The organism is Gimesia panareensis, from assembly GCF_007748155.1.
Classification (GTDB): Bacteria; Planctomycetota; Planctomycetia; order Planctomycetales; family Planctomycetaceae; genus Gimesia; species Gimesia panareensis.
Genome location: NZ_CP037421.1, coordinates 467,071 through 493,279, shown reverse-complemented (window position 1 = coordinate 493,279; position 26,209 = coordinate 467,071). Strand labels below are relative to the sequence as shown.

Sequence of the window (26,209 nt, the reverse complement as noted above, 5' to 3'; positions counted from 1 at the left end):
CTGTCTCGAATCTAAATTCAATTTCAGAGAAATCGCGTCTATTGATTCCACTGAGAGAGCATTGCCTTGATGCGGGCCGGGTTGAAGTTGTCCGGCTGAGGATAATCCTGGTTGGCTTCCAGCTGCTCCAGGGTCACCGGAGCGGAAGGCACGCCATTGGAGGGGACATCAACTTTGGCCGTCCAGGCGATCGCATTCAGCACCAGCTTGCGAAAATCGTCGTTACCCCAGTTCCAGTGAAAGTGACCGCCGGTAAATCCGAAACCGCGACCGCCGTCCGGACGCTCATACGCCCAGGCCATGTGCTGAGGCTGACCAATGGTTTTCCGCACATCCGGGTTGCCGCTGTGTGCGCCATCAGGGCGTTTCAGTGTTTCTTTGGGCGGAACTGCTGTCAGGATCGGCTGCACGTTTTTCATGTCCGGCTGGAACCGCATGTGGTAATACCATTCGTCGTTGATCGTAAACGGTTTGACGCCGTTGGCAATCGGATGCTCGGGGAGACGTTTGTAGTCTGCGGTCCAGTGCGGATTGACCGACCACCATTCTTCGAAGTAGCCGCCAATCCACCGCAGGAAGGCATCGCCGGATTCCCCCTTGGGAACTTCTACTCCATAGTGGATGTTGACCATGCCCACGCCCTTTTTGGCCAGCTTGTCGAGCTCGTCCAGATGCTGGTTGTAGGGGTGGCGTCCGCCGCCATCGCAGTAGATCACAATCGAGTCGGCGTCCTGCAGAATCGAATCGTCTTGGGGCCAGCCTTCTGTAACCACAGTCGCTTCGATCCCCAGACCGCTGTTGTTCAATGCCTCTGCCAGCAGGATGCAACCAGCGCGATGCTCATGTGCCCCGTAGCCGTGACTTTTTTTACCGGCGATCAGGACGACTTTTTTTTTACCGCCGGTAGTCGAAGAGGTTTTCTCTGCTTTGGGGAATTCTTTGAGTTCGATATCGCGGAACTGAACTTCCATCGGCGGACCAGCGTGCAGCTGGAGCGCGATCAGCCCTTTATCCCGTCGCATCTCCACATCGTCGTCGGTCACGTCGACCGTGGTAATGCCGTTGATCTTATGAATGAAATGATTACCGCGGGCAATGATATGGTAGTCGTTCCAGTCTTCTTTTTTGATGTGCTTCTGAATTTCGTCCGTATCGCCGACAGAACCGACGACTTTGGGCTTGTGATTTTTTCCAATCACGGTCTTCTGGCCCCGCAGCGCCAGAATCCCACGGAAGCGTTCGCCGTAGAGAATTCCCGAGTACTTATCGCCGGCTTCCATGTCGGCCTGATAACCGCCAATCCGCCACTTGTCCGCTCCTTTGATGGGGAAGCTGCGATACTGAATTCCCGAGTTATGACCGATGATTTTGTACTGCAGTTTCAGTTCGAAATCGCCGGGCTCTCCCCCGCGCCAGATGATGAATGTATTCCCTTTAGTCGGGTTTTCTTTGGTCGTTTTTCCCGTAATCGCCCCATCTTTGACAGACCAGAAACGGGGATCGCCATCCCAGTTCTTCAGGGTTTTACCATCGAAGATCGGCTTGAAACCTTTATCGCCGGCCTGGAGCACCTGTGGTGCAACCAGCACCAGGCAGAGCAGAGATAGAAAGAACGAGGTGTGAATACGAAACAAGCGCTGTGACGTCATGAGTCCCTCCGGGAAGATATTACGTAATCGTTGAGTGCCGTGGAATTTGAGTTTGGCAGGCGAAGCTGAATCAGCTGGTATGAATCTAATACCCTATCTTAAACAGGCAGGGGGATGCGAAGCTAGCGTGAAAGCCCGGAAACCCCAATAGATAAGATTGTTAAGTAATTCGGTCTCTGCCTGATTTCCAGCCGGCCACATCAGCGTCTGAACATCAGCGCATAAAAAAAGGCGCTGTTGCCAGCGCCTGGTCTCTGTCTCAATCGGGCAGTCCGGTCGACTACTGCAGAAAGACTTCTGCTTCTTCCAGGAAGTTCTTCTCCAGGGCACGCATCTCGCCGACGGCGTCTGCCAGAGCAACGGGAACAATCGAAGTCCCCCGCAGCGCCACCATGTAACCGAAGTGATGCTTCAGTGCCAGCCAGCCGGCGTGTACGCCGCAACGGGTTCCCAGCACGCGGTCTGCTGCACTGGGTGAACCACCGCGCTGCAGGTGACCGAGAGTCACGTGACGGGTTTCAAAACCGGTCCGGTCTTCGATCATCTTGGCAACGGTTTCACCAATGCCGCCCAGTTTCACGTGACCGAAGTCGTCGATTTCACCATCCTGGGTGACAACGCCTTCGTCTTCGTTGAACTGAGCTCCTTCGCTGACGATCACGATCCCGTACTTCTTGCCGTTGGCACGACGTCGTTTCAGAACTTCGACCATGCGGTCCATTTCGATGGGCACTTCGGGGACCAGAGTGTAATCGGCGGCAGTGGCCAGCCCGGAGAACAGCGCGATCCAGCCGGCGTGACGTCCCATGGTTTCTACAACCATGATCCGGCGGTGCGATTCCGCAGTCGTCCGCAGACGGTCAACGGCTTCCATCACGATGTTGATCGAGGTATCAAAACCGAAAGTCACGTCGGTGGAGCTCAGGTCGTTGTCGATGGTCTTGGGGCAACCGATCACGGGCAGCTTGTAATCGTTCCACAGCTTGTTTGCGACACCGAGGGTATCATCACCACCGATGGCGATCAGGCAGTCGAGTCCCAGACGCTCAAAGGTTTCGCGCACCTTAGGAACATCTTCCGCTTCATTCTTGTAGGGGTTCGTACGGGAAGAACCGAGGATCGTTCCCCCCTTGAAAATGATGTCGTCTGTGTTTTCCGAATCCAGTTCGATGTAGTTGCCTTCGATGGCACCCCGCCAGCCTTCCAGCAGACCGTAGACTTCGCCACCAGCATTGCAGATCACGCGGACGGCACCACGGATCACAGGGTTCAAACCAGGACAGTCACCACCACCAGTTAAAATACCAACTCTCATTATTTTTCCTGTTATCTGTTCGTAAAAGTAAGGCCTCCGGTCAGAGACTGAGGCTCAAAAATGTACCATACCACAACTTGAGATGAGCGAACTTCGGTCTAATCTCCAGATCCGTTCCGACATCAGGGGACTCTCTGCAGGACTGCGAACGCAGTCTCCGCGAGCCTGTTACAATACAGAACCATCCGTGATCATGATCTTGAATCGGCCGGCGCTTACCAGGTTCGTTCGATGAACGTGGTATCGACTTTACCTTCGATAAAGGCCGAGTGATTGAAGATTTTCTTCGCCAGAGGAATTGTCGTTTTAATCCCTTCGATGACGAACTCATCCAGACAACGCCGCATGCACGCCAGGGACTCCTCGCGTGTCGGCCGATGCACGATCAGCTTGCCAATCAGGGAATCGTAATAAGGACCGACGGTGTAGCCCTCATATATATGCGAGTCAAACCGGACCCCCGGACCTGCAGGAACACGCAGCTTCGTGATCTTGCCCGGTGATCCCCGAAAATCATTATCAGGATCTTCGGCATTGATTCGCAGTTCAATCGCAGAGCCATTGCAGGGAACGTTCTTCTGTTTCAGCTCCAGCTTTTCCCCGGCAGCAACCCGGATCTGCTGTTTAATCAGATCCAGCCCGGTCACCTCTTCACTGACGGGATGCTCTACCTGAATTCGGGCATTCACCTCGATAAAGTAGAACTGATTATCCGGTCCCACCAGGAACTCGACGGTACCGGCATTCGTATAACCGGCCTGTTCAATCAGGCGGCAGGCGGCTTTACAGATGTCTTCGCGAACCGACTGCGGCAAATTCGGAGCCGGGCTCTCTTCAACCAGCTTCTGGTGACGACGCTGCAGACTGCAGTCCCGTTCCCAGAGGTGGAGCACGTTCCCGTGGTTATCCGCCATGATCTGCACTTCGATATGACGTGGATTTTCGATGTATTTCTCAATGTACACGCCCGCATTTTTGAAAGCCGCTTCCGCTTCCGCAGCCGCTGCTTTCAGACCCGCTTTCAGCGAGATGTCATTCCGCGCGACCCGCATCCCCTTACCGCCACCACCGGCAGTCGCTTTGATCAGCACGGGATAACCGATTTCCTGGGCTACTCGCAGCGCTTCGGCTTCGTCTGTGACCAGTCCCTCGGTTCCCGGTGAAACATTCACGTTCGCTGCTTTGGCGATTTCACGGGCCGAAACTTTGTCGCCCAGTTGGGCCATCGCTTCATGGGGAGGACCGATGAATTCGATATTGCAACTGCGGCAGACTTCAGCGAAGTGTGCGTTCTCCGCCAGAAATCCGTAGCCAGGATGAATCGCCTGCACGTTGCCGATCTCCGCAGCACTGATGATGCGATTGATCATCAGGTAACTGTCCGTCGCAGCAGCGGGACCAATACAGTAGGCTTCGTCAGCTAATGAGAGATAGTGAGCACCACGATCTGCCTCACTGAAAACCGCTACGGTCTCAATGCCCATTTCACGACAGGCACGAATGACTCGCAGTGCGATTTCTCCTCGGTTGGCAACCAGTATTCTCTGAAACATATGTTTTGACTTGGTAAAAGGATCCTACATCTGATATTCCGATCGCGACCGGCGACCATGCTACGACGACAGGCCTCAGCCCTGAGTGATTCTGAACAGGGGCTGGCCGAATTCGACCGCTTCACCATCACTCACCAGAATCTCGCTGATGGTACCATTGATCTCGGCTGGAATCTGATTGAAGACCTTCATGGCCTCAACAATACAGACAATCGTATCAGCGCCAACCTTGGATCCCACACTGACAAAGGGAGGATCTTCCGGACTGGGAGACGCGTAAAATGTTCCCACAGTCGGACTTTTGATGACAGGGCCCAGATCAGCAGCGGGGGCTGCTTCCTGAGGGGCCGGGGCAACGGGAGCCTGAGCAACAGGTTGCGGAACCGCTTGAGGAACGGCGTGCGCTGCGGGCACCATCGAAATCGTTTCCTGCGGACCACGACGGAGTTTCCAGGTTTCATCACCACGCTTCAGATTGACTTCCGTCAACCCGTGCTTTTCCATCATTTCAAACAGTGTCTGAAGTTTTTCCAAATCGAAAGGCTCGCCTTTCGGCACCTCGTTCTTTGCCATTGACCTACCTTATTTCATATTCTCAAGCTGCACGTGCTTTGCCTGCTGTAATGAGGGCATTCAACGCTCACTGCCGTCAGCGATACGTTCCGGTTTCTTAAAGAATCAATTTGATGCCGGGAAAGGGATCGCATTCACTGATGGCGCGCACTATCTACCCTGTCTGACTTGTGTTGTGAGAGATTCTAAGCCAAAACCCCCGAGAAAACCAAGCGCAACCGGGAAGTTTCTCCAATAAAATCACGCAGAGCTTCAACCTGCATAACCCTTTTAAATAAGAGACTTACGTCAGTTTTTCTTACTTCTTACGATCAGAGAACTTCCGTTGTTGATCGAAAATAGCACGCTGGCCCATCAGCCACATGTACATAGACATAGTCTTCTCGCAGAATCAGGACAGCGCCGATTCATAATCCTTGGGAACGCTGGTCAACACCTCATGCCCGCTGCGGGTGACCAGAATATCATCTTCAATACGGACACCTCCCCAGCCCGGCAGATAAATGCCCGGTTCCACCGTCACGATCATCCCCGGCTTCAGTTCCGTCTCCACATTCCCCCCCAGACGCGGTCCTTCGTGGATATCCAGGCCGATCCCATGCCCCAGGCTGTGTGTGAAATGTTTCCCGAAACCGGCTTTTTCAATCACGGCCCGGGCTACCCGATCCACGTCCTGGCAAAGGACTCCCGGACGAATCGCTTTGATTGCCGCCAGTTGTGCCTGCAGCACGGTATTGTAAACTTTTTTCAATTTGGCCGGCGGACGATCATGAATGATCATCCGCGTCAGATCGCTCCGGTAGCCTTTCTGTGTCATCGCTCCCCAGTCCACCAGCAGGAACGGGGATTCGCCCATCAGCTTCTCCGTCGGAATCGCATGCGGCAAAGCAGATCGCTCGCCCACAGCCACGATCGGATCGAAGGCAGCCTGACGCGCACCGAACCGCCTCATCGCGTGTTCCAGTTCATGTGCCCCCTGCAGTTCGGTCATCTCATCCGTCAGCATCGCACGAAAGACTTCATATCCCCGCTGTGCCTGCTCGACCGCCGCACGGATCTCCTCGATCTCGGAAGCATCTTTCACCATTCGCAATTCTTCCACGATTCCGGATACCGGATTCCACTGGACGGCTGGCGTAATGCCGCTCAACGCTTCCAGCAGATCACAGGTCACGACATGGCTTTCCAGCCCCACTTTGGTCAGATGCGTTTTTTTCAGCACCTGCTCCAGTGCGACGATCATCGACTCGGTCGGTTTACGGATATGAACATCCAGTCCCGGACATTCTTCCGCCAGTTGCGTGGTATAACGACCATCACTGATCAAAATCGTCTGGTCTTTGCCGATCAGCAGGTAACTGGAATCCCCACTGAAACCCGTTAAATACGTCACATTCGTTTCACTGGTGACCAGAAATGCTTCCGCCCCCATCCGTTTGATCTGAGAAATCAGTTTTTTACGCCTGGCGCCCAGGTAGTCCTTGCTCATCGTCGTCCTTCCATTCAGCCGCGGTTAAAGTCGGGTTTCCGTGATTCCTGTTTATCTGAGCTGGATCTTATCCCGTTTGCGGAATTTTGCGAAGAAAAATAACCGAAGTTTTTGTTTGCATTCCTGAAGTGCTATGATTGAAACAACAGACGCTGATCCGCCAACTTCCCTACTTCTGAGTGCCCGACTGCATGAATCAGGAATCAAACGAGTTCGTCTTCAAAATACAGGATATGGATTGCGCCGAAGAAGTCACGATCCTCAAGCGGGAACTTTCTCCCCTGGTAGGCGGCGAAGATCACCTGTTCTTTGATATCCTCAACCGCAGGATGACCGTCACCGTCAATGCCGAACCGGTGACCCGCGAAGCGATCATCGCAGCCGTCGGCCAGACCGGCATGCGGGCAGAGCCCTGGGATGCTGACAAAAAAGCAGGCTCCACGACTTTCTGGAAGCGTCACGGCAGAACCCTGCTGACCAGCGTGAGCGGCGCCATGCTGGGTTCGGCATTTCTCACCCACATCTTCCTTGCGGGCAGCTTTGCCGCTGCCCTGGGCGCAGAAGAAACCGTGGGCGGGTCGATGCCTTTCGCAGTCCGCCTCCAGTATCTGGCCGCCATGCTGACCGGCATCTGGTTCGTTTTGCCCAAAGCCTGGTTTGCCTTGAAACGCCTGCGTCCCGACATGAACCTGCTGATGTGCGTCGCAGTGCTGGGAGCGCTGTTCATCGATGAGTGGTTCGAAGCAGCCGCGGTCGCCTTCCTGTTTTCCTTCTCGCAACTCCTGGAAGCCTGGAGCGTGGGTCGCGCTCGCAGAGCCGTCGCGGCCCTGATGGACCTCTCCACCCCCATCGCCCGCGTCCGCGATGAGGACGGAAACGAAATCACCGTCGCTGCGGAGTCCGTCTCTCCAGGCACCGTTTTCCTCATTCGCCCCGGCGAAAAGATCCCCCTGGATGGTGCCGTCATCAAAGGCACCAGCGACGTCAACCAGGCGCCCATTACCGGCGAATCGGTGCCCGTCAGCAAACAGGCGGACGATGAAATCTATGCCGGCACCATTAACGGCGACGGCCTGCTGGAGGCGGAATGTTCCAAACCTGCTGAGGACACCATTCTCGCACAGATCATCCGCATGGTAGGCGAAGCCCAGTCGCGACGCTCTCCCTCGGAACTCTGGGTCGAGAAATTCGCCCGAGTCTACACCCCCATCGTGATGGTGCTCGCGCTGCTGGTCCTGCTCTGCCTCCCTCTGCTCCTGCAGGTCAGCTGGCACAACGCCATGTACCGTGCACTGGTCCTGCTCGTTATCGCCTGTCCCTGTGCCCTGGTGATTTCAACCCCCGTCAGTATCGTCGCAGCCCTGGCTGCCGCGGCCCGCAACGGCGTGCTCATCAAGGGGGGCGAGTTTATCGAAACCCCGTCCCGACTCCGCGCTCTGGCGCTGGACAAAACCGGAACCCTCACACAGGGGAAGCCAGTCGTAACGAAAATCGTCCCCCTCAACGGCCATACCGAAGCGGAACTGCTCGAGCGCGCCGCCGCCCTGGAAGCGCACAGCAATCATCCCCTCGCGCTGGCCATCCTGGATGCAGCCGCAGAGCGACAGGTCGCGTTTCAGCCCGCGGAGGACTACCAGATCATCCAGGGGAAAGGGGCGACCGCCAAACTCAACGGCCGGGAATTCTGGCTCGGCTCCCACCGCTACCTGGAAGAACGCAAAGAGGAAACAAGCGAAGTCCATCAGCAACTGGAGGAACTCTCCCGGAATGGACAGACCGTCGTCGTCATCGGCAACGACACTCACGTCTGCGGATTCATCGCTCTGGCCGATCGGGTTCGCGAAACCTCGGCGGACGTCATTCGCGATCTGCACTCAGCCGGCATCGAACAGCTGGTCATGCTGACCGGCGACAATCAGGGCACCGCGCAGACCGTTGCCCGGGAAGTCGGCATGGATCAGGTTCACGCAGAACTGCTCCCCGAAGACAAGCTCCGGGTGATCGAATCGCTGGTCGCTGAATACGAACATGTCGCCATGGTCGGCGATGGCGTCAACGATGCCCCCGCCATGAGCCGATCCAGTCTGGGCATCGCCATGGGAGCCGCGGGCAGCGATGTCGCCATTGAATCCGCGGACATCGCTTTGATGACCGACGACCTGACCAAAATCCCCTGGCTGATCCACCATTCACGGCACACGCTCAATATCATCCGTCAGAACATTATCTTCGCTTTGAGTATCAAGGTCCTGTTCGTGATCCTGATGGCTCTGAACCACGCGTCCCTCTGGGCCGCGATTGCCGCCGACATGGGAGCTTCCCTGCTCGTGATCTTTAACGGCCTGCGTCTGCTGCAGGTCCCTCTACGGACAAAAGCCTGACTGTTTAAACGCCTGGTAGGGTTTATTTAATCGTTTTCTGCGTGATCATGAAGTCGACAGCGTGAGCTATGTAAGTATTCACCGTGGCCGAGGGTATGCAGTTAGACTTGTTTTCTAGACTTCAACAGCAGAAAAGCAAAATTAGCCGCAGGGCATTAGCCCCGGTTGAAACGACTTTGGTAGCGACCATCCGAATTAAGAAACGCTACCTGGCCTGCATCGTTAACGCGTATACTCGCTGCGACTGGCGAAGATCTCATCCGGAATCTCCTGGCTGGTGATCGCTTTGAAAATCTGGTTCAACTGCCCGCGGTAAACTTCATCCACAGACACTAGCGCACAACCCCGGTTTTCTGCCTCGCGGATCAGTGCTGTCTCTTCCGGCAGCTGGCTGATGTCCATCACAGTCATCGATTCCCGGAGATAGGATGGATTGAAATTCAACTTCCCCGGCCCCAGCTGCAACTCGGGATCGGTCTGAATCACGATGTCGGTCAACGTGTCATACAGATTCGCAAACGGCACATACCGCACATCAAACGCCTTGGCGATGCCCTGCGCGGCGCGATCGTTGGGCGAGGTCACACTGACCACGGCCCCGTGCTGCGTCAGGCTGTAAACAATGGCTTTCGTCAGTCCGCTCTGTCCCAGCACCAGAATATTCTTACGCTGGAAGATCGAGGCATCACCAGAATGGTTCTCACCCAGGGTCGTCTCCAGGCTCTTGATCGCGCTCCGGCGGACCGTATCGTAAGCGTGCCAGCCATCGGCCTGATTCAGCTGCAGATCTCCATAGCCGGTCTTTTGAGACGACTCTTCCAGATGCTCGGCCAGCGGCAGGATGAATTCCCCCATCCGCGGACTGACCACCAGCGAACGGATTTTGAGAATCCCCAGCATTTTGTGCACCTGCTTGAAATCGTTGATCACCAGCGGCAGGCAGACGTAATCCAGCCCCAGTGTTTCCGATGCCTTGTTGAAGACTTCGATCGTCCGCCGCTCGGTGACACCCAGCCCCGCCACACCGATGAAGCGGGTCTTGGCCGAAATCCGCTGACAGTGAAATACTTCGTTGAGCTCCGCGACCGTCGGCTGACCGTCAAACGCTTCCATCCCCTTTTCCAAAGCGGCATAAATCCAGGGAGACCCGTATTTCGTTCCCAGCAGGGAAAACGTGATGCCAGCCGCTCCGAGCCCCAGTCCGACCACGGGGATCTCCCGTTTCTGACTGATGGCCGCCAGCAGAGGCCACGCGGTCTGCAGCGTGGGAGTCGGCCAGGTGAATTTGATGACATCCGCGCGGGCTTCTTCCATCTCGTCGAAAATATCATCGACCTGCGACAGCGGTTTTTTCAGACTGGTATAGGTAATGACCCGTTTCGTTTTTCCGAAGCGGGGAATCTGCTTCGCTGTTTCCAGATCCAGCTCAATATACTCCGGCTCGGCGATGATCGCCTGCTTCAGCAGTTGAATCCGTTCGGCTTCGGTACCTTTAAATTGTCCGCCTTCATCCGGGTGCCGACAGGAAACCAGAATCGGCACTTCGAAACCTGAGATCAGGTCCCCGATATCGGGGGTTTTAATCAGCCGGTCCAGGCAGAGTTCCACCAGGTCGCACTGCGCGGCTGCGTTCAGGATATCGACCTTGGCAAAATTACGCGATTCGGGAGTTACAGAAATACAGATCATGCTGCCACTCAAATTTCAGGAGGGGACGAACGACAGAGCGGAATCCAAAAGAAGCTCATTAATTATGCCAGATCTGATTCTGATTGAAAGTATGAATGATCGTTCTGAATCATTTTCTGCTAAGCCGGCTCTGCAATAGACAAACGCCTCCCCGCGCACTGAGTTCGAGGAGGCGTATTAGTCGGTTTCATCGTCAACAGGCCTCCGCACAAAAGTGGAACCTGTTCACACAGTCAGTCTACCTTTTTCTGACTGAAGTGGCCGGTGCCAGTGGCGGCTGTGCCTGGGCTGACTTCGCAGGAGCGGGTGGCATGCTTTCGCAGGCACCGCTGTTACAGCTGCCGCAGAGATCCTCGACGGTCCACTTGTAACCACATTTATCGCACTTCCACTCATGCTTTTTCAGCACACGTACGGTCTTGACCTTCCCGCATTTCAGATCACAGCATTTCTGCCAGGGGAAACGAACGGGGGGAATGCAGACATCTTTGCATTCGAAAAAGTAGCAGTGCTTTTTGACCTTGAGTGTCTCGATATACAGACGACAGGTTTTACAGCCATGCGAACAACTGTTACAGCTGTTGCAGTTCCCACAGGCACCGTTCGCCTTGTCACAACAGGGAGCTCCTGACTCGGCTGAGCCTGGCGTGCTTCCACCGAGACTGACTGTGACAGCCAGCAGGACGATTGCTAAATATTTCATAATTCTCTCTTCCTGAGATTTTTAATTTGCAAAATATTGATAGTCGCTGAAATTCAACCGGGCTTAGAAGTCCACCATAAACCGGGCACCGAAGATGTCGGATCGACCGCCGGTGTATCCGTTGATTGGACCACGGTCATCAATCTGAGCATGGATGTAGTTGAACTGCACACGTGAGTGAGAGTTCCACCACCAGTTCATACCAAAGGTGAAGTTGGTCTCATTACCACCGGTGATATTCCCGTTAGACAGGTCCAGGTAGGAATAACGGGCGACCACCTGCCAGGCACCCCAGCCACCGCCGATTTCGTCGTCACAGGTACGCACCAGGAAGAAGTTCTCCAGCGGTTTGACACGACCAATCGTTCCGGACTTGCGGTCGATCGGCTGATATTCTCCGGTCAGGAAGTAACCGGCTTCGACATAGGCACCTTGAAAAGTCAGGTCCGACCCTGAGGAACCACGGCCCACATGAGTTACCTGGTATTCGCTGACGACCCCGAAAGATCCGACGTTCAACATCGCTTCGAAACCCAGTGTGTTGAACCAGGTGGCTCCCGCAATCGCTCCGGTGTCGATCCAGCGGCTGCTGGTACGGGCTTCAGGACGGGTCCGGAAACGGGCTTCGTTTTTATTAGTCGCATTGGCACTGGGGTTTCCATCCGGTTTCGCCCACATGTCGGAGATTGCCAGGTGCAGGTATCCACGACCGCCTGAAGTTTCATCATACCAGGGAGTCCCGGCAAAACGACCGTTGATCGAATACTGCCCCGCATCGCCAATGTAATGGCCATCCTTGGAAATGTCTTCCAGGTTGAAGATACCGTAACGCCAGTTCCAGGTTTCATCTTCCGAAACCCCGTAGGCACAAATCCCCAGACGACGTGCGTCCTGGTTAAAGGCTTCGATCACCAGCGGACGTTCCATGAACCAGTTGTATCGACTACTGTTAAGGTGGTCCATACCCAGCGGACGCTTCTGGTTACCAATCAACAGCGTCTGAAAGACCGGCAGATCATTCCAGCCGATGTAAACGTCTTTGAACGCCGGGTCAGCTGGATCAGCGAAGTCATACTCAAATTTGTAGAGCATGTTGTCTTTGATCTTACCTTTGACACCAATACGAATTCGACGGAACCCATACCGGTTCTGGGGATCGGTCGGATCAGTAGGATCATTGAAGGAAGCGATACCGGGGGTGCTGTTGGAAAAGTTCCAGCCATCCAGGTGAATACGACCGAAGATCGTCGCCGTCACCGGCTTGGCGGCGTCCTCTGCTTTCTTCACCTGTTCGGAGTCAGCGAACTTTTTCCAGTCCTCTTCCAGGGTCGACAGTCGTTTCTCCAGAGCATTGTCACCCGCTTCATCATAGAAGTTGTTGATCAACAGCTGCTCGGAATCGTCCAGAACACCAGCGGCATTGTTCAATCGGGGAGGCGGAGTCGTCTGCGGACTCGACTGTGAAACCGGAGCCGGAGGGGGCGTCTGCTCCTTATTCTGTTCCAGTTCCTGGATTCGCTTTTCTGCTGCTTCTAAACGATTGAGCAGTCGATCCAGTTGGTCAGAATCGATTCTGGCATCCTCTGCCAGCACACTGGTTGAACGAAACAGCGTCCCTACCAGAAGCAGGAACCCTGCTACTTTAATGAATGTGCGCATCTTCATCCCTGATGTCATGGCCCGGCGTCCTTACCAGGCGGGTGATTACCCAGGCGGGTTATTACTTACTAATCAGTATCTACACCAGTCTGTAGAAATAGCCTGATCCTGTAGGGGCTTATCGGCGGATCTTTTTTAAAGGATATATTAAGAAATGATGAAGAACCTTAACATTCACACGCACCCGGGCCCCCCTCCTGACAGAACGCCTAACCGGAAAAGTTTAACATCCTAAATCCGCCCTAACACTGAACTTATCGTCCAGATTGCGGCCATTTACTTACTAAACAACCTTTAACAGAGTCAAATTTCTTCTACGCTCTACTTCTGAGATGCCAGGGGAATTCCCTCCCCCACCAGAGATGCAGAAGTTCAGAAACTTCTCCAATCTACAACCAACGGGCTCTTGTCTTGAAACATCATAAAAGTTAAATTCAATCGCAATTAATTTGCTATTACAATACAGCAACGCCGATACAGGATTCCAGCCCGCCGGCTTCCGCTTCCAGTTCTTCTTTTCTGCTGACTGTTCTGATTGAATGAAACCGCTTTCCCACTTCAAAAATGACGTGCGCCTGACCTTTTTGCTGCTCACGATTCCGCTGGTGACCTTCCTGGCAGCACCCGGATTGTTCATCTCCCGCCCCATGCAGGCTGCCGAGCACACACATCCGCATCCGGAAAAATCCGCAGTAGCACAAGTTGCACCGGAAACCGAATCGGCGCCGCAGAAAAACTCCAGCTGGTCTTACACCCTGCTCGGAATTTACTGTGCACTCATTATCTTTGCCTCCTTACTCGGGGGCTGGCTCCCCTCGCTGGTCCGCCTGACCCATACGCGCATGGAAACTCTCATCAGTTTTGTAGGCGGCCTCATGCTGGGTATCGGCGTCTTTCACCTCCTCCCGCACGCAGTCGCCGAAATGGGTTCCATGGACCGCGCCGTCTGGTGGATGATGACCGGCATCGTGACCCTCTTCTTTCTGCTCCGCACATTCCACTTTCACCAGCACGGCACCGTGGAACTCGATGAAGAAGGACACACGCATGACCATGATCACGACCACGATCATGACTGCGAACAGCATCACGCTCACGCGCCGGTCCACTCGCACTCACACGCCCATTCGCATCACCTGAGCTGGGTCGGCATTGCCCTGGGTCTGGCCCTGCACACCCTGATCGACGGCCTCGCACTCGGCGCCAGTATCATAGCCGAACAGCACCACGAAGTCTTTCTCTCTTTGTTCGGCCTGGGAACTTTTCTCGCCATCGCACTACACAAACCGTTAGATGCCGTTTCGATCACGTCGCTCATGGCAGCAGGTGGCTGGTCTGTTGGCTGGAGAAATGCCGTCAACATCGGCTTCGCTTTGATGTGCCCGCTGGGCGCCCTGCTCTTCTTCCTCGGCGTGCAGCAGTTTTCCGACAACCAGCACATCATCATCGGCTGTGCCCTCGCCTTTGCGGCAGGCGTCTTTATCTGTATCTCGCTGGGCGACCTGCTACCCGAAATGGAATTCCATTCGCACAACCGCTTCCGCCTCTCGTTCGTGCTCCTGCTCGGCATCGCCCTGGCTTACGGTATCGGCTTTATTGAACCCGAACACGTGCATCAACACGGCTCACAATCTGAGGAATCAGACGCTGGTCACTCACATTCGCACGATCACTAACAGCGCTCACTCTTCCTCTTCACACTCACTGCAGATCCCCTTTAACAGGATCTCGGTGACCTTACCGACTGCTGCCCACTGCTTGTTTTTGGGGGTCTTGAACTCGACGTCATGCAGGCAGGAAACACTGCCGCATTCCGTACAGACAAAGTGAGGATGCTCGGCATCTTCCGGCTCATCCGGATTGCGTAATTCAAACCGCCAGGCATGATCACCCAACTCGGTCCGTTTCACCAGTCCTGCATCCGCCAGATCGATCAGGTTGCGATACACGGTCGCTTTATCAAACCCCATCGGGGTCAGTTCTTCTGCAATCTCGGCGTGCGTCAGCGGAGATTTAGCCTTCCGCAAAAACTGGATCACGGTTATCCGGGCCGCCGTACTCCGCAGGCCGCTCTTCCGCACCAGTTGGCGAATTTCCTCAATTTCTTCCGCTTGGGACAGATGCTTCATAAATCAGATCCAGGCACTCCACTGTGCCAATATATATCAGTAATACATAAAAAGAAGATGTTCTCAGTTCGAAGGGATTATCTTAGCCATTATATACGAGAATTACGAGATCGCGGAAATTATTTATGCTTCCCCACGGCACCTGTCCGGGAAACAGGTGCTCATTTCCCCCTTCTTAACTGAATAAACTGCCCTTGATCCACACTTCCCGAATCGTATGCTGGTTCCCCATCTGGCTCGCGCGCGAGGCGAGTGAGCGTGCACTGGAACACGACACACTTGTGACGCAGCAGCACCTGAATCGAAGTCGATTTTCACTGAGACTTCACCTGTCTGTCCCGAACCGGTTCGCCAGGTTCCCCCCTTCGGAACGGGCCACATCGGGACAAAAACCAGGACAAAAACCAGGACAAAAACCAGGACAAAAACCAGGACAAACCGTGACAAAATCCGGGACAGAACAGGACAAAATCTGGCCACAATGGGACAAATTTTTGTCTTGACCCCCACACGCCGTTGAGCAAAATGCAGATCATCACTAGACGCGGGCGTGTGCCATTGGTGGCTTGCCCAACAGAACTTAAACCAGCATCTCAAAACAGAGAACAATTCCATGATCAACTCTCAATAACCCAGAAAAAAACCCGACAAATAAAACCACCGAGTGCCACTGTCGGCTTGTCCGACAGTGCTTGAATCATCAGGGTCTACACATTAATTCCTTCATCATCCCCGGGTGGTCCCGGATGCAATCCGGGATTGCCGAAAGGCAACAGGAAACTGTCAGAGTAACAGACCAATCCACAACAGAAATACCAACCCCAGTCTGCCGTAGGGGAGGACCCATGTGTCCTCCCGCCTGGAGACTCACCAACCATTCCCGCTTTCGACGGCACCAGCATAAACCATCCAGGGGGTCAGCCCGAATGCAATTCGGGCCGAGCGCAGCGAGCAGGAAATTGTCAGAGACAACATCCAGATAACGGAACGCCGCCCATCCCAAAATCAATCAGACCATCCTACACAACGGCACCACTCACGCGAGATGAACACCGGACAGTCACCACTCGAATGAGCACTCCCCTTTATCAGGTGGTGCCGCCTCGGGATGAAAGCGAATCGAGTCCGCCGTATGAATCCGGACACATGTAATCAGACCCTCTTCCGCCTTGATGCTCAGAATCCATTCTGAAGCACCAAATTGGAGCGGAGCCGAAAAGATTCTTGAATCCTCATGCGAAGAAGCAGTGATCCACGTTTGAGGCAGCGATGCCACTTTCTCATCCAGTTCATGCAAAGTCCCACCCACTTCAGCAACTTCATAGATCGCCAGCAGTTGAGAATTTGCCGCATTCGCAAACACGAAACCATGGAAAAAAAGAAAATAGATCACGCCCAGAAACAGCAGCATCACAATAGTGTTCCCGAGAGTGAAAATCTTTTCCCTGGGCTGCGAGCTTTTGTCGGAAGATGTCATTTTCAGTTACCATTTCCTGACGCAGGATCAATACTTGAAAACAGAGAACGTCAACTCCCTCTATCTTATTCCCTGCGATCAACGGCGCACACAAAATATTCGTGCTTTTCGTGGTAAAGAAAAAGGGTGCCCCCGGATGCAATCCGGGGTGAGCGCAGCGAACAGGAGGTCATAGAAAAAACGATCCCTGCAGAACAAAGCCCTAAATGCTAAGGTTCGCTCAACCACAACAGCACGCCTGCACCGCAACCTCCTGTTGTCTCACGACAACCTCGAATTCCATTCGAGGCCACTCGGCAATAGAAGGTCCCTATGCAAATGCTGTCAAAAATTAGCCGCAGGGCGTTAGCCCCGGTTCCCTTCCACTCTCAACATTTCGTGCCTTTCGTGTATTTCGTGGTTCATAGAAATCCCAGATCGAGTCCCGCCCATATTCTCCCCCTTGACCTTCCTCCAGCGTTCCCCTGTAATAGAATAATGCAAGACTTCACTAACCTCCTGTTTCTGAACGATGGCCAATCCTCATGCAAACACTCACCCGTAGCCTGTTCGTCACCCTGTTCTCCTGCATCTTCATCACCCCGGCAACCGCAGCAGAACGCGATCCCGCCAAGAAACCATTCACCGTCACCGAAAGCTACCAGCAACTCGCCGACGCCATGGAACCGCTGCAGGCCTGGCAGGCCACGAACAAAGCCGAGCACGAGGCCTGGCGAAAACAGTTTCATCCGACCGTCACCCGCATCCTGGGCAAAATGCCCGAGCGCGTCCCGCTGGAAGTCAAGTGGGCCGAAAAGAAAGAGTTCGACACCTTCACCCGCCACAAAGTCTTTATCCGCACCGAAGCCGCCTATTGGGCCCCCGTCTATTACTTCGTCCCGCACCAGTTAAAGAAAAAAGTCCCCGCGATTGTCTGCCTGCACGGACACAGCGGCATCATCCCCTACATCGATGAAGGCAAAACCAAAGCCGACAAAGAAAAGACCCGCCAGAGCGAACTCGACTACGCCGTCTACTTCGCGAAGCACGGCTACGTCACCGCCGCCATCGTCATGCGGGGCTGGAACGAAACCGCCGGCGACCAGGATCGCGGCGTCTCGCACACGAAACGCAGTTGTCTGCAGATGACCATGAACGCCCTCCTCATCGGCAGTACTCCGCAGGGCCAGCGCAGCTGGGACGCCATGCGCGTCATCGACTTCCTGCAGACACAGGATGAGGTCGACCCGGACCGCATCGCTGCCGCCGGCCTCTCCGGCGGCGGAGCCACCGCCATGTACCTCCCCGTCCTCGACGAGCGCGTCAAACTCACCATGATCGCCGGCGCCTTCTCAACCTACCGCGCCTCCTACTACGCCATGCCACACTGCCTGTGTCAGTGCATGCCCGAGATGATGCGTTACGGTGAAATGTCCGACGTCGTCTCCCTGCACGCCCCCCGCCCGGTCCTGCTCATCAACGGCATCGAAGACAAAATCTTCCCCATCGCAGCCGCCCGCCAGGGCTACAAAAAACTGCAGCAGGTCTACCAGGTTTTAGGAGCCGAAGAAAACATCGACGCCGATTTTTTCGCAGGCGGCCACCGCTGGTCCAACAACAAAACCCTCGCCTTCCTCAAACAACACTTCGGCGAGTAACAGCAAGACAACACCCCTGATTCACCAGACAAAATAAAATGTAGGGGAGGACCCATGTGTCCTCCCGCCTGGCGATATTCTATCCCGTGTTGCCTTCAATGGCAGTCGTTTAATACTTCCCCATTCCGCCCACAACTTTTCGTGCCTTTCGTGGATCCTCAACGGGTGAGCCCGAATGCAATTCGGGCCGAGCGCAGCGAGCAGGAGGTCTCAGTGAAATCGTTCCGTTCAGAGCAAAGATTCGTCAGGAACACTCCAGTTCGCCTTCTGATGTCATCCAGTATTCTTCAACCCAATACAAAGCATAGTACTGAGAATTTTTCCAGTCGTTGTAGATTTCATCGAGTTCTTCTTTTTCATCGTCGGTGTAGCGTTCTCTGTTGTTAACGAAATCCTGCAACTCATCGGTGAGCTCAGACAGTGAAAACACCTCGTCTGCATACTCTTGTATTTTTATTGTCCCTTCATGGATCCCCAATAAATGCATCACCTGACGTAACGCCTTTTCAACACTGAGAAAAAGATCCTCATTGCTCATTCCCGCTCCTCCCAGGAGGACCTCTATTGAAAATGATTTTAATTCCAGAAATTTACCCTCTCTGTTGAAAATGTATACTCGAATATCAGGGAGTACTCCTCCGAGAATGACTTGCGTCTCACCTGTCGTCCCGGTCCAGAATCTCGTACCTTCACTTTGTATTGTGTACATTTTTTTCCCTGCTCCCTGATATGCTGAATTAAAAATACCATGGTATCGAGAGTGAAAGGAGCAGGAAGAGCATACGGTCAGAAGGCTCAGCACAGCCCCCTCAGTCTATCTTGCCTGTTCACATCAATTAAGCAGATTCAATCTGTATGTATTTCGTCCCGTTCGTAGTTCATCAAACAGACCACCAGTCAAACCGCCAACACCATGGTCAGTTCCCAGGCGTGTACTCACTGAACCGGGCAATCCAGCCTTCTTCGGTATACAGCTCTCCGGCCAGCCCGTCGCTGGCCTCACTGAGACTTGCCACCTGCTCGGAACCCGTATCGACTGTAATTTTGATCTCATCCTCGACTTCATCAAAGCCCTGTAGCAGATAATGCAGCACCGTATCCGCGATCTCCGGCAGCAGTGACTGAAACATCCTCAGATCTTCCTGAGAGCACTGCGATAACAGTTCGCGGAGTTTTTGAGAACGCTCACCCTTCATCTGACCGCTCAAAATCATCTCCCAATGCACGATTGATTGATCCCGCACCTGCTGAATCAGAAATTCGCCAAAATGATCTAGGGCTGCCTTTGACATGCCTGACCTCCGAACTGTTCACAATAACTTGTGTTAAAGATGATGGAGCTAAATCGTACTCTCATTGTTTCCGGCAATCAAATACGAAAAAACGACATCCTGTTGACGCCCCCCTTCAGTCTGCTACCGGGTAAGCCCGAATGCAATTCGGGCCGAGCGCAGCGAGCAGGAGGTCTCAGCAAAATCGTTCCGTTCAGAACAAAGCCACCAACCTCTCCCATTTCAGAGAGTGAGGTTCACTCACCCTCAACAAAATGCGTGCTCCGCAACTTCCTGTTGTCTCACGACAACCTCGAATTACATTCGAGGCCACCCGGTCACAGAAGGTCCCTCAGCAAATACTGCCAGAAAATTAGCCGCAGGGCTTTAGCCCCGGTTGAAACGACTTTCGGTATAGACCATCCGAATTAAGAAACACTACCTGGCCGCCGGTTCATCCTATTTTCAAACACACACTTTCATTAAGAAACACAACCAGCCCCCTTTCCGATCACAACTTTTCGTGCCGGCCGTGGTTCAAAAATAATCCCTTTTATTTCCCCACCACCCGATCCCCCTTCCACCGCGGCACCCAGCACCGCACCTCCCGGCGATACGCCACAAACGCCTCCCCGAACCGCGTCTCCAGGTCCTGCTCTTCCATCGGCCGCACACAAATATTCCACAGCACCATGCCTGTCACCACGTACAAGAGAATCAGATAGCTACCAAAATACAAACCCACGGCGGCCCCCTGCACCAGTCCCGCAATCGCCATCGGGTTTCGCACATAACGATACGGTCCCACCACCACCAGCTGCCGTGCCGTATCGAACGGGACCGGCGTCCCGCGACCATAAATGCCCATCGTCGCCCCGCTGGTCAGTCCCAGGCTTCCGCCCAGCATAAACAGGATCACTCCCAGCACCTGTTGTCCGTCGAACCGAAACGCCGGCCAGCCCAGGACCCCTTCCAGTCCGATCAGCCCCGCCGGAATCACCAGCAGAAACAGCGTCCAGAACACGACCGTCTGCAGCACAATCTTCAGCAGCAGCCACCACAGTGGCGTCTCAGCCCGCGTCGGTCGAAACGTGATCTTGAACATCCCCGGCTTTCCCGCAACATCGGCCCGTATAAATCAGACAAACCAGCATCATCAGTCCCAGACACACCAGCATCAGTCCGGTTCCCAGCCAGCCCCCCTGCGTCGCCAGGCTCAGCGACAGACAGTACAGGCTCACATAAGCAATGCCGCCCGTCAGAAAATACATCACCGGCCCCGCCCAGCAGTGCTGCCGCCAGAGACCATACGCCAGCACGAAAGAACCGCCCACAAACACCACCCCGTCCGGCAGCCAGAACGTCAGCAGTACCCGCTCCGGCAGCGCCTCCGACAGAAACAGCGAACGGCTCTCCGGCACCGCCAGCAACAGACACCACCACCCCACGCCGCCCACTCCCTGCAGCAGCGGATAAAGAAACAGCCAGTTTTTCCACTCCAAACCCGATTTCATATTGCCAATCGTTGCCGAAACCGCCACGATTGCCAACAGCAATTTTCACTTTTTGTGAAACAGGACAGACACTAGATATTTTCATGTCTTACGTAGTAAAGAAAAAGGGTGACCCCGGATGCAATCCGGGGTGAGCACAGCGAACAGGAGGTCGCAGAAAAAACGATCTCTGCAGAACAAAGACACCCACCTTTTCCCTGACATGAGGTTCATTCAACCACAACAGCACGCATGAAACGCTACATCATCCAGGCCTGGAAACGATAAATATCTAAAGCAACAGTTACCCGTTAGACCCCGACCATAAATTTTCGTGTCTTTCGTGCTTTTCGTGGTTAAATAATTTGTGCTTTTCGCAGTTCCTGAATTTCGAGCTTTTTGTGGTCCACCCACGGTTTCATGTTGCCAATCCTTGCGGAAACCGACACGATTGAGAATAGTAACCTCAACACGCATTGTCTCAATCCCACCAGAACATAAAGGCCGCCTCACCATGAAACGTCTGCTGTTCCTCCTCAGCCTTACGCTGCTGCTGACTCCCGCTGCCCACGCCCAGCGTCCCAAACCCAATTACGATGAAAGCCAGGTCCCGCAGTTCAAGCTCCCCGATCCGCTGGTGACTTCCCAAGGCAAGAAAGTCAGCTCAGCCAAGGAATGGCAGAAAGTCCGCCGCCCCGAAATTCTGGAACTCTTCGAAACCGAAGTCTACGGCAAAAGTCCCGCACCTCCCAAAGACATGCTGTTCGAGGTCACCTCCGTCAAGAACGATGCCCTCGGCGGCAAAGCGATTCGCAAGGAAGTCACGGTCTACTTCTCCGGCAAGAAAGAAGAGCCGCGGATGGATCTGCTGATCTACGTCCCCGCCAAAGCGACCAAACCGGTCCCCGTCTTCATGGGACTGAATTTCTACGGCAACCATACCATCACCGATGAAAAAGACGTCAAACTCAACGACCACTGGATGCGGGCCAACAAAGACAAAGGCATCGTCGACCATAAAGCGACCGAAGCTTCACGCGGCACATCATCCTCCCGCTGGCCCATCGAAAAGATCATCGATCGCGGCTACGGTCTTGTCGCCATCTACTGCGGCGACATCGATCCCGACTATGACGACGGCTTCAAGAACGGCATCCACGCCCTTTACAATTCGAAACAGAAACCCGCGCCCGATGAATGGGGCACCATCTCTGCCTGGGCCTGGGGACTCAGCCGCGCCCTGGATTACCTCGAAACCGACAAGCATATCGACGCCAGCAAAGTCGCCGTCATGGGACACTCCCGCCTCGGGAAAACCTCCCTCTGGGCAGGTGCCCAGGATCCCCGCTTCGCGCTGGTCATCTCCAACGACTCCGGTTGTGGTGGCGCCGCACTCAGCCGTCGTCGCTTCGGCGAAACAGTGCACGTCATCAACAACGCGTTCCCCCACTGGTTCTGTGACAACTTCAACAAATACATCGACAAGGAAAACGACCTCCCCGTCGATCAGCACATGCTGATCTCGCTGATCGCTCCCCGCCCCGTCTACGTCGCCAGTGCCGAAGACGATCGCTGGGCCGATCCGAAGGGAGAATTCCTCTCGGTCAAATACGCAGAGCCCGTCTACAAGCTGCTCGGCACCTCCGGTTTCGGCGCGAAGAAAATGCCAGGGGTCAACGATCCCGTCCAGAAGCAGATGGGCTACCACATCCGCACCGGCAAACACGATGTGACCGACTTCGACTGGGAACAGTACCTCAACTTCGCCGATCAGCACTTCCAGGGCAGCTGATCGCTGTCCCTCACAGGCAGGTTCCCCGTGGTCTGAACAGCAGTCGATTCGTCGCGATCGACAGTTGGGTTCACGGGGGAATTCTGCGCAAAAACTGCCGTAACAACGGGTTTTCGACGGGGAACAGGCAGTTTTCGCGATGCCCGCTTGCCTCCGCGTGAACTCCCACGATAAGATGGGACCGTGTTCACGTTTCCTCAATTACGACCGATCAGACGATTTCAATATGATGAATCAACGTTTCCGGATCCCTGCCTTTCACGCGTCTTCCCTCCGCAGGTTCACTCTGATTCTGCTCTGCCTCTGTCTGCTCCCGACCACACTGGTCCGGGCCGATAAAGCCAGCGATGACTTTCAGCTCGCCATCGGCCTCTACAAGCAGAATCGCTGGGAACTGGCCACGGAGATGTTTCAGAAGTACCTCAAAAATTACCCGAATCACACCGACGTCCCGCTGGCCAAGTTTTACCTGGGTCTCACGCTCGTCAATCAGCAGAAGTACAAGGAAGCCCGCGACGTCCTGCGGGAGTTTGTGAAGCAGTATCCCCAGAACAAAAATCTCCCCGACGCCCTCTATCGCATCGCGGAGTGCAGCTATCTGCTCGACGACCTGAAGACGGCCGAATCCGAGTTCACCGATTTCCTCAAACGCTACCCCAACCACGCCCTCGAAGAATGGGCTTACCCCTACTTCGGCGACGTACTCCTCAGGCAGGGCAAACCCGATCTGGCCATCAAAAGCTTTCAGCGGTCACTCGATCGGCACCCGAAAGGAGCGATGTCTCAGGACGCGCAGTTCGGCCTCGCCTCTTCCTACCTGCAGAACAAACAGCCCGACGAAGCGGAAAAACGTTTCAAAGAGATCGCAGACCAGAAGAACCATTCCCGCGCCAGCGACGCCCAGATGGCATTGGCGACGTCCCTCTTTGATCGCGGTAAGTTTCAGGCAGCAGCAGACGCCTTCCTGGCGGTTCCCACGAAATTCCCGGAAAGCCCCCTGGGCACCACCGCCCGTCTGAATGCCGGCTACGCCTATTACGATCTGAAAGACTTCCCCAAGGCAATCGAACAGTTCGATCTGGTCGCCAAAGATCCCGCGCAGGCTGCCAATGCCCTGTACTGGAAAGGGGTCAGCCTCAAAGCCGCCGGTCAGCTCTCCGACGCGATCACCACACTGGAACAGGCACAGCAGGCCAAACCGTCGCCCGGCCAGCAGCAGCTCATCAAGTATCAGCTGGCCGACGCCCTGCTCCGCAACGGCAAACCGGCCCAGGCCAAAACCCTCTTTCTGGAGCTCGTCAAACAGGCGCCTCAAAGTGACTTTGCCGACGACAGTCTGCACTTCGCCACGGAAGCGGCCCTCTTGACCGACCAACTGGACGAAGCCGCACAGCTCGCAACGCGGTTTGAAAAGGAGTACCCCCAGAGCGGTCTGCGGCTGCACCAGGAACTGCTGCGGGGACGGATTCGCGATGCCCAGGGCAAGCCCGAAGATATGCAGGCCGCCATCAAACACTTTGAAACCGTGCTGAACCAGAGCAAGCTCGACAACACGAAACTGCTGGCCCGCCTGTACCTGGCCCGTTCGTATCAGAAGCTGAAAGACTATCAGAAATCAATCGACGTTCTGAAACCGTACCTCGACGATACGAAAACGGACAAAACCACCAGCGAATACGCCGACGCGCTCATCCTGCAGAGCAACAACTTCAACTCGCTCCAAAAATTCCCGGAAGCGGAAGCGTTAGCCAAAACGTATCTCAAACAGTTCCCCAATGAACCCCGCTACGATCAGATCCTCGCGAATCTGATCCTCCTGACGTCCAAAAACGACAAGCCCACGGAAGTCGATCAATACCTCGCCGAACTGGAAAAACGCAAACCGAATCTTGTTCTCCTGATCCAGACACTGCGTCAGCTGGCAGAACGCAACTACGAACACAAACAATGGAGCCGCGCGAAACAGTTCTTCGCTGAGATTGTGAAACGGGGTTCCGCATCCCCCGAATTCCCGGCGGGCCTCTCCGGTCTCTCCTGGAGTGAATTCCAGCTGGGCGAATATGCCTCGGCGGCAACGCACTTCGAACAGTTCACCAAAGAGTTCCCGAAGAATCCTCTCGCTGCAGAAGCCTCGTACATGCAGGGCCGCAGTCTGGAAAGCGATCAGAAACTCCAGGCCGCGGTCGACGTCTATCGGCAGACCCTCCAGCAGTTCGTCCCCTCGCGTTACGCCATGCTCTCCGGTCTGCAGGCTGCCCGCACACTGTTTCAGCTGAAGAAAATCGACGAAGTCAACAAAGCCTACGAAGCCCTGCTGGAAAAATTCCCCAAGCCCGACAACCTGGATAAGATTCTGGATGAATGGGCGCTGATCAATTACGAAGCCGAACAGTTCGACCAGTCAGATGCCATCTTCCGCCGACTCGTTAAAGAGACGCCGGACAGTGAACTCGCCGACAACGCCCGCCTGAGCCTGGCGGAGAGTGATCTCATCGCCGGCAAACTCGATGCCGCCGCGAAGGAATTCGAAGCCCTGCAGGGTTCTGACAAATCCGATCAGAAAGTGCAGGAAGTCTCTCTGTACCGCCTGATCGAAATCAACCTGGAACAGCAGAAATGGGAACAGGTCGAGAAGTTCTCCAAAGACCTGCTCAAGCGGTTCCCCCAGAATGAATACGCGGCTTTTGCCCGCTTCCACCAGGCGGAAGCCGCCCTCTACCTGAATCAGATCGAAGCCGCCCAGAAAGAACTGCTGGCGCTGACCACCAAAGATCAGATCGAGCAACTGGGCAAGCAGCCCTGGTACCCGCGGGTCTGGGTCCTGCTCGCGGAAACCTACTTCCGGCAGAAAAAATACGAAGACGTACAGAAAACCGTGGATCAGTTCCGCGAGTGGGATGCGGAGAGCCCCTTCCTGTACCAGGCGGAAGAGGTGCTGGGACGCAGCCTGAAAAATCAGGCTAAATTCGCTGAGGCCCGCAAAGTCTTCCAGAAAATCATCGACGCGGAAAACTCTCGGCGGACCGAAACCGCCGCCAAGTGCCAGTTCCTGCTCGCTGAAACCCTGATGATCCAGGAAAAATTCAAGGAGGCCCTGCTCGCCTATCTGCAGGTGGATATTCAATATAAGTTCCCCGAATGGCAGGCCCCGGCACTGTTTCAGGCAGGCATGTGCCACGAAGCCCTGCTGGAATGGAAACAGGCCCTGAAAACATATCAGGATTTCCTGAAACGTTTCCCGGAACACGAACTGGCCGCCCGTGCCAAAGAACGCATCAAGCTCGTCCAGCCCCGGGCCCAAAAATAACCAGCTAGATAACCGGCAGTGTCTGCCTGTTCCCGCATCAGTCGGTTCGACAGCGGGAAATCCCATTCCAGACTCGACGCGAAATTCCATCT

General features: G+C 54.7%; 19 protein-coding genes. 5 read left to right on the top strand and 14 right to left on the bottom strand.

The features are described 5' to 3' along the window. Positions 1 to 38: 38 nt before the first annotated feature. From Enr10x_RS01890 to Enr10x_RS01870, 5 genes are all read right to left on the bottom strand, one after another. Positions 39 to 1,649, bottom strand: a complete 1,611-nt coding sequence (locus tag Enr10x_RS01890) for a DUF1080 domain-containing protein (RefSeq protein WP_145447980.1) — start codon at positions 1,647 to 1,649, stop codon at positions 39 to 41. Between the two features lie 280 nt (positions 1,650 to 1,929). Continuing rightward, positions 1,930 to 2,964 (bottom strand): 6-phosphofructokinase, encoded by a 1,035-nt coding sequence (locus tag Enr10x_RS01885; protein ID WP_145103496.1) that lies wholly within the window; start codon positions 2,962 to 2,964, stop codon positions 1,930 to 1,932. A gap of 215 nt (positions 2,965 to 3,179) precedes the next feature. Further along, positions 3,180 to 4,517 carry an acetyl-CoA carboxylase biotin carboxylase subunit gene (gene accC, locus Enr10x_RS01880; protein ID WP_145447979.1) on the bottom strand — a complete coding sequence of 446 codons (1,338 nt, stop codon included), beginning with the start codon at positions 4,515 to 4,517 and terminating at the stop codon, positions 3,180 to 3,182. 75 nt (positions 4,518 to 4,592) lie between these two features. Beyond that, positions 4,593 to 5,090: an acetyl-CoA carboxylase biotin carboxyl carrier protein gene (gene accB / locus Enr10x_RS01875; RefSeq protein WP_145447978.1), complete on the bottom strand. Its 498-nt coding sequence runs from the start codon at positions 5,088 to 5,090 to the stop codon at positions 4,593 to 4,595. A 391-nt stretch (positions 5,091 to 5,481) separates the two neighbouring features. Next, positions 5,482 to 6,579, bottom strand: a complete 1,098-nt coding sequence (locus Enr10x_RS01870) for a M24 family metallopeptidase (RefSeq protein ID WP_145447977.1) — start codon at positions 6,577 to 6,579, stop codon at positions 5,482 to 5,484. Between the two features lie 191 nt (positions 6,580 to 6,770). Between Enr10x_RS01870 and Enr10x_RS01865 the strand changes: the two genes are divergently transcribed. Next, positions 6,771 to 8,960, top strand: coding sequence for a heavy metal translocating P-type ATPase (locus Enr10x_RS01865; protein WP_197997451.1), 2,190 nt, complete (start codon positions 6,771 to 6,773; stop codon positions 8,958 to 8,960). Between the two features lie 222 nt (positions 8,961 to 9,182). On the opposite strand, the gene Enr10x_RS01860 is transcribed toward Enr10x_RS01865, so the two are convergent. The 3 genes from Enr10x_RS01860 to Enr10x_RS01850 all read right to left on the bottom strand — a co-directional run bounded on the left by Enr10x_RS01860 (position 9,183) and on the right by Enr10x_RS01850 (position 13,011). Next, positions 9,183 to 10,649: a type I 3-dehydroquinate dehydratase gene (locus tag Enr10x_RS01860; RefSeq protein WP_145447976.1), complete on the bottom strand. Its 1,467-nt coding sequence runs from the start codon at positions 10,647 to 10,649 to the stop codon at positions 9,183 to 9,185. 238 nt (positions 10,650 to 10,887) lie between these two features. Then, positions 10,888 to 11,352 (bottom strand): hypothetical protein, encoded by a 465-nt coding sequence (locus Enr10x_RS01855; protein WP_145103481.1) that lies wholly within the window; start codon positions 11,350 to 11,352, stop codon positions 10,888 to 10,890. 63 nt (positions 11,353 to 11,415) lie between these two features. Next, a complete protein-coding gene (locus tag Enr10x_RS01850; RefSeq protein WP_197997450.1) occupies positions 11,416 to 13,011 on the bottom strand; it encodes an OprO/OprP family phosphate-selective porin in 1,596 nt (531 codons plus the stop codon). 539 nt (positions 13,012 to 13,550) lie between these two features. Here Enr10x_RS01850 and Enr10x_RS01845 point away from each other — a divergent pair. Further along, positions 13,551 to 14,687, top strand: a complete 1,137-nt coding sequence (locus Enr10x_RS01845; protein WP_145447974.1) for a ZIP family metal transporter — start codon at positions 13,551 to 13,553, stop codon at positions 14,685 to 14,687. A 6-nt stretch (positions 14,688 to 14,693) separates the two neighbouring features. Here Enr10x_RS01845 and Enr10x_RS01840 read toward each other — a convergent pair whose 3' ends face one another. Both Enr10x_RS01840 and Enr10x_RS01835 read right to left on the bottom strand, forming a co-directional pair. Continuing rightward, complete coding sequence (locus Enr10x_RS01840; RefSeq protein ID WP_145103471.1) at positions 14,694 to 15,140, bottom strand: Fur family transcriptional regulator; 447 nt, start codon at positions 15,138 to 15,140, stop codon at positions 14,694 to 14,696. A gap of 1,060 nt (positions 15,141 to 16,200) precedes the next feature. After that, entirely contained in the window at positions 16,201 to 16,551 is a 351-nt protein-coding gene (locus tag Enr10x_RS01835; RefSeq protein ID WP_145447973.1) for a hypothetical protein, read from the bottom strand. 590 nt (positions 16,552 to 17,141) lie between these two features. Between Enr10x_RS01835 and Enr10x_RS01830 the strand changes: the two genes are divergently transcribed. After that, positions 17,142 to 18,254: an alpha/beta hydrolase family protein gene (locus tag Enr10x_RS01830; protein ID WP_145447972.1), complete on the top strand. Its 1,113-nt coding sequence runs from the start codon at positions 17,142 to 17,144 to the stop codon at positions 18,252 to 18,254. A gap of 244 nt (positions 18,255 to 18,498) precedes the next feature. Here Enr10x_RS01830 and Enr10x_RS01825 read toward each other — a convergent pair whose 3' ends face one another. From Enr10x_RS01825 to Enr10x_RS01810, 4 genes are all read right to left on the bottom strand, one after another. Further along, entirely contained in the window at positions 18,499 to 18,792 is a 294-nt protein-coding gene (locus Enr10x_RS01825; protein ID WP_145447971.1) for a S49 family peptidase, read from the bottom strand. Between the two features lie 379 nt (positions 18,793 to 19,171). Then, positions 19,172 to 19,384: a hypothetical protein gene (locus Enr10x_RS01820; protein WP_145447970.1), complete on the bottom strand. Its 213-nt coding sequence runs from the start codon at positions 19,382 to 19,384 to the stop codon at positions 19,172 to 19,174. Positions 19,385 to 20,078: 694 nt separating this feature from the next. Continuing rightward, positions 20,079 to 20,630, bottom strand: coding sequence for a methyltransferase family protein (locus tag Enr10x_RS01815; RefSeq protein WP_145447969.1), 552 nt, complete (start codon positions 20,628 to 20,630; stop codon positions 20,079 to 20,081). Beyond that, a complete protein-coding gene (locus tag Enr10x_RS01810) occupies positions 20,596 to 21,039 on the bottom strand; it encodes a hypothetical protein (RefSeq protein WP_145447968.1) in 444 nt (147 codons plus the stop codon). Before Enr10x_RS01810 ends, Enr10x_RS01815 begins: the two co-directional genes overlap by 35 nt. A gap of 493 nt (positions 21,040 to 21,532) precedes the next feature. Here Enr10x_RS01810 and Enr10x_RS01805 point away from each other — a divergent pair, with 493 nt between their 5' ends. Beyond that, positions 21,533 to 22,810 carry a glucuronyl esterase domain-containing protein gene (locus Enr10x_RS01805; RefSeq protein WP_145447967.1) on the top strand — a complete coding sequence of 426 codons (1,278 nt, stop codon included), beginning with the start codon at positions 21,533 to 21,535 and terminating at the stop codon, positions 22,808 to 22,810. Positions 22,811 to 23,036: 226 nt separating this feature from the next. Continuing rightward, positions 23,037 to 26,117: a tetratricopeptide repeat protein gene (locus Enr10x_RS01800; RefSeq protein ID WP_197997449.1), complete on the top strand. Its 3,081-nt coding sequence runs from the start codon at positions 23,037 to 23,039 to the stop codon at positions 26,115 to 26,117. Positions 26,118 to 26,209 lie beyond the last annotated feature (92 nt).

Excerpts from the sequence above, each read along its gene's own strand:
- Enr10x_RS01890 (WP_145447980.1), bottom strand. The coding sequence starts at position 1,649 with ATGACGTCACAGCGCTTGTTTCGTATTCACACCTCGTTCTTTCTATCT.
- Enr10x_RS01885 (WP_145103496.1), bottom strand. The coding sequence starts at position 2,964 with ATGAGAGTTGGTATTTTAACTGGTGGTGGTGACTGTCCTGGTTTGAAC.
- accC (WP_145447979.1), bottom strand. The coding sequence starts at position 4,517 with ATGTTTCAGAGAATACTGGTTGCCAACCGAGGAGAAATCGCACTGCGA.
- accB (WP_145447978.1), bottom strand. The coding sequence starts at position 5,090 with ATGGCAAAGAACGAGGTGCCGAAAGGCGAGCCTTTCGATTTGGAAAAA.
- Enr10x_RS01870 (WP_145447977.1), bottom strand. The coding sequence starts at position 6,579 with ATGAGCAAGGACTACCTGGGCGCCAGGCGTAAAAAACTGATTTCTCAG.
- Enr10x_RS01865 (WP_197997451.1), top strand. The coding sequence starts at position 6,771 with ATGAATCAGGAATCAAACGAGTTCGTCTTCAAAATACAGGATATGGAT.
- Enr10x_RS01860 (WP_145447976.1), bottom strand. The coding sequence starts at position 10,649 with ATGATCTGTATTTCTGTAACTCCCGAATCGCGTAATTTTGCCAAGGTC.
- Enr10x_RS01855 (WP_145103481.1), bottom strand. The coding sequence starts at position 11,352 with ATGAAATATTTAGCAATCGTCCTGCTGGCTGTCACAGTCAGTCTCGGT.
- Enr10x_RS01850 (WP_197997450.1), bottom strand. The coding sequence starts at position 13,011 with ATGCGCACATTCATTAAAGTAGCAGGGTTCCTGCTTCTGGTAGGGACG.
- Enr10x_RS01845 (WP_145447974.1), top strand. The coding sequence starts at position 13,551 with ATGAAACCGCTTTCCCACTTCAAAAATGACGTGCGCCTGACCTTTTTG.
- Enr10x_RS01840 (WP_145103471.1), bottom strand. The coding sequence starts at position 15,140 with ATGAAGCATCTGTCCCAAGCGGAAGAAATTGAGGAAATTCGCCAACTG.
- Enr10x_RS01835 (WP_145447973.1), bottom strand. The coding sequence starts at position 16,551 with ATGCTGCTGTTTCTGGGCGTGATCTATTTTCTTTTTTTCCATGGTTTC.
- Enr10x_RS01830 (WP_145447972.1), top strand. The coding sequence starts at position 17,142 with ATGCAAACACTCACCCGTAGCCTGTTCGTCACCCTGTTCTCCTGCATC.
- Enr10x_RS01825 (WP_145447971.1), bottom strand. The coding sequence starts at position 18,792 with ATGAGCAATGAGGATCTTTTTCTCAGTGTTGAAAAGGCGTTACGTCAG.
- Enr10x_RS01820 (WP_145447970.1), bottom strand. The coding sequence starts at position 19,384 with ATGTTTCAGTCACTGCTGCCGGAGATCGCGGATACGGTGCTGCATTAT.
- Enr10x_RS01815 (WP_145447969.1), bottom strand. The coding sequence starts at position 20,630 with ATGTTCAAGATCACGTTTCGACCGACGCGGGCTGAGACGCCACTGTGG.
- Enr10x_RS01810 (WP_145447968.1), bottom strand. The coding sequence starts at position 21,039 with ATGAAATCGGGTTTGGAGTGGAAAAACTGGCTGTTTCTTTATCCGCTG.
- Enr10x_RS01805 (WP_145447967.1), top strand. The coding sequence starts at position 21,533 with ATGAAACGTCTGCTGTTCCTCCTCAGCCTTACGCTGCTGCTGACTCCC.
- Enr10x_RS01800 (WP_197997449.1), top strand. The coding sequence starts at position 23,037 with ATGATGAATCAACGTTTCCGGATCCCTGCCTTTCACGCGTCTTCCCTC.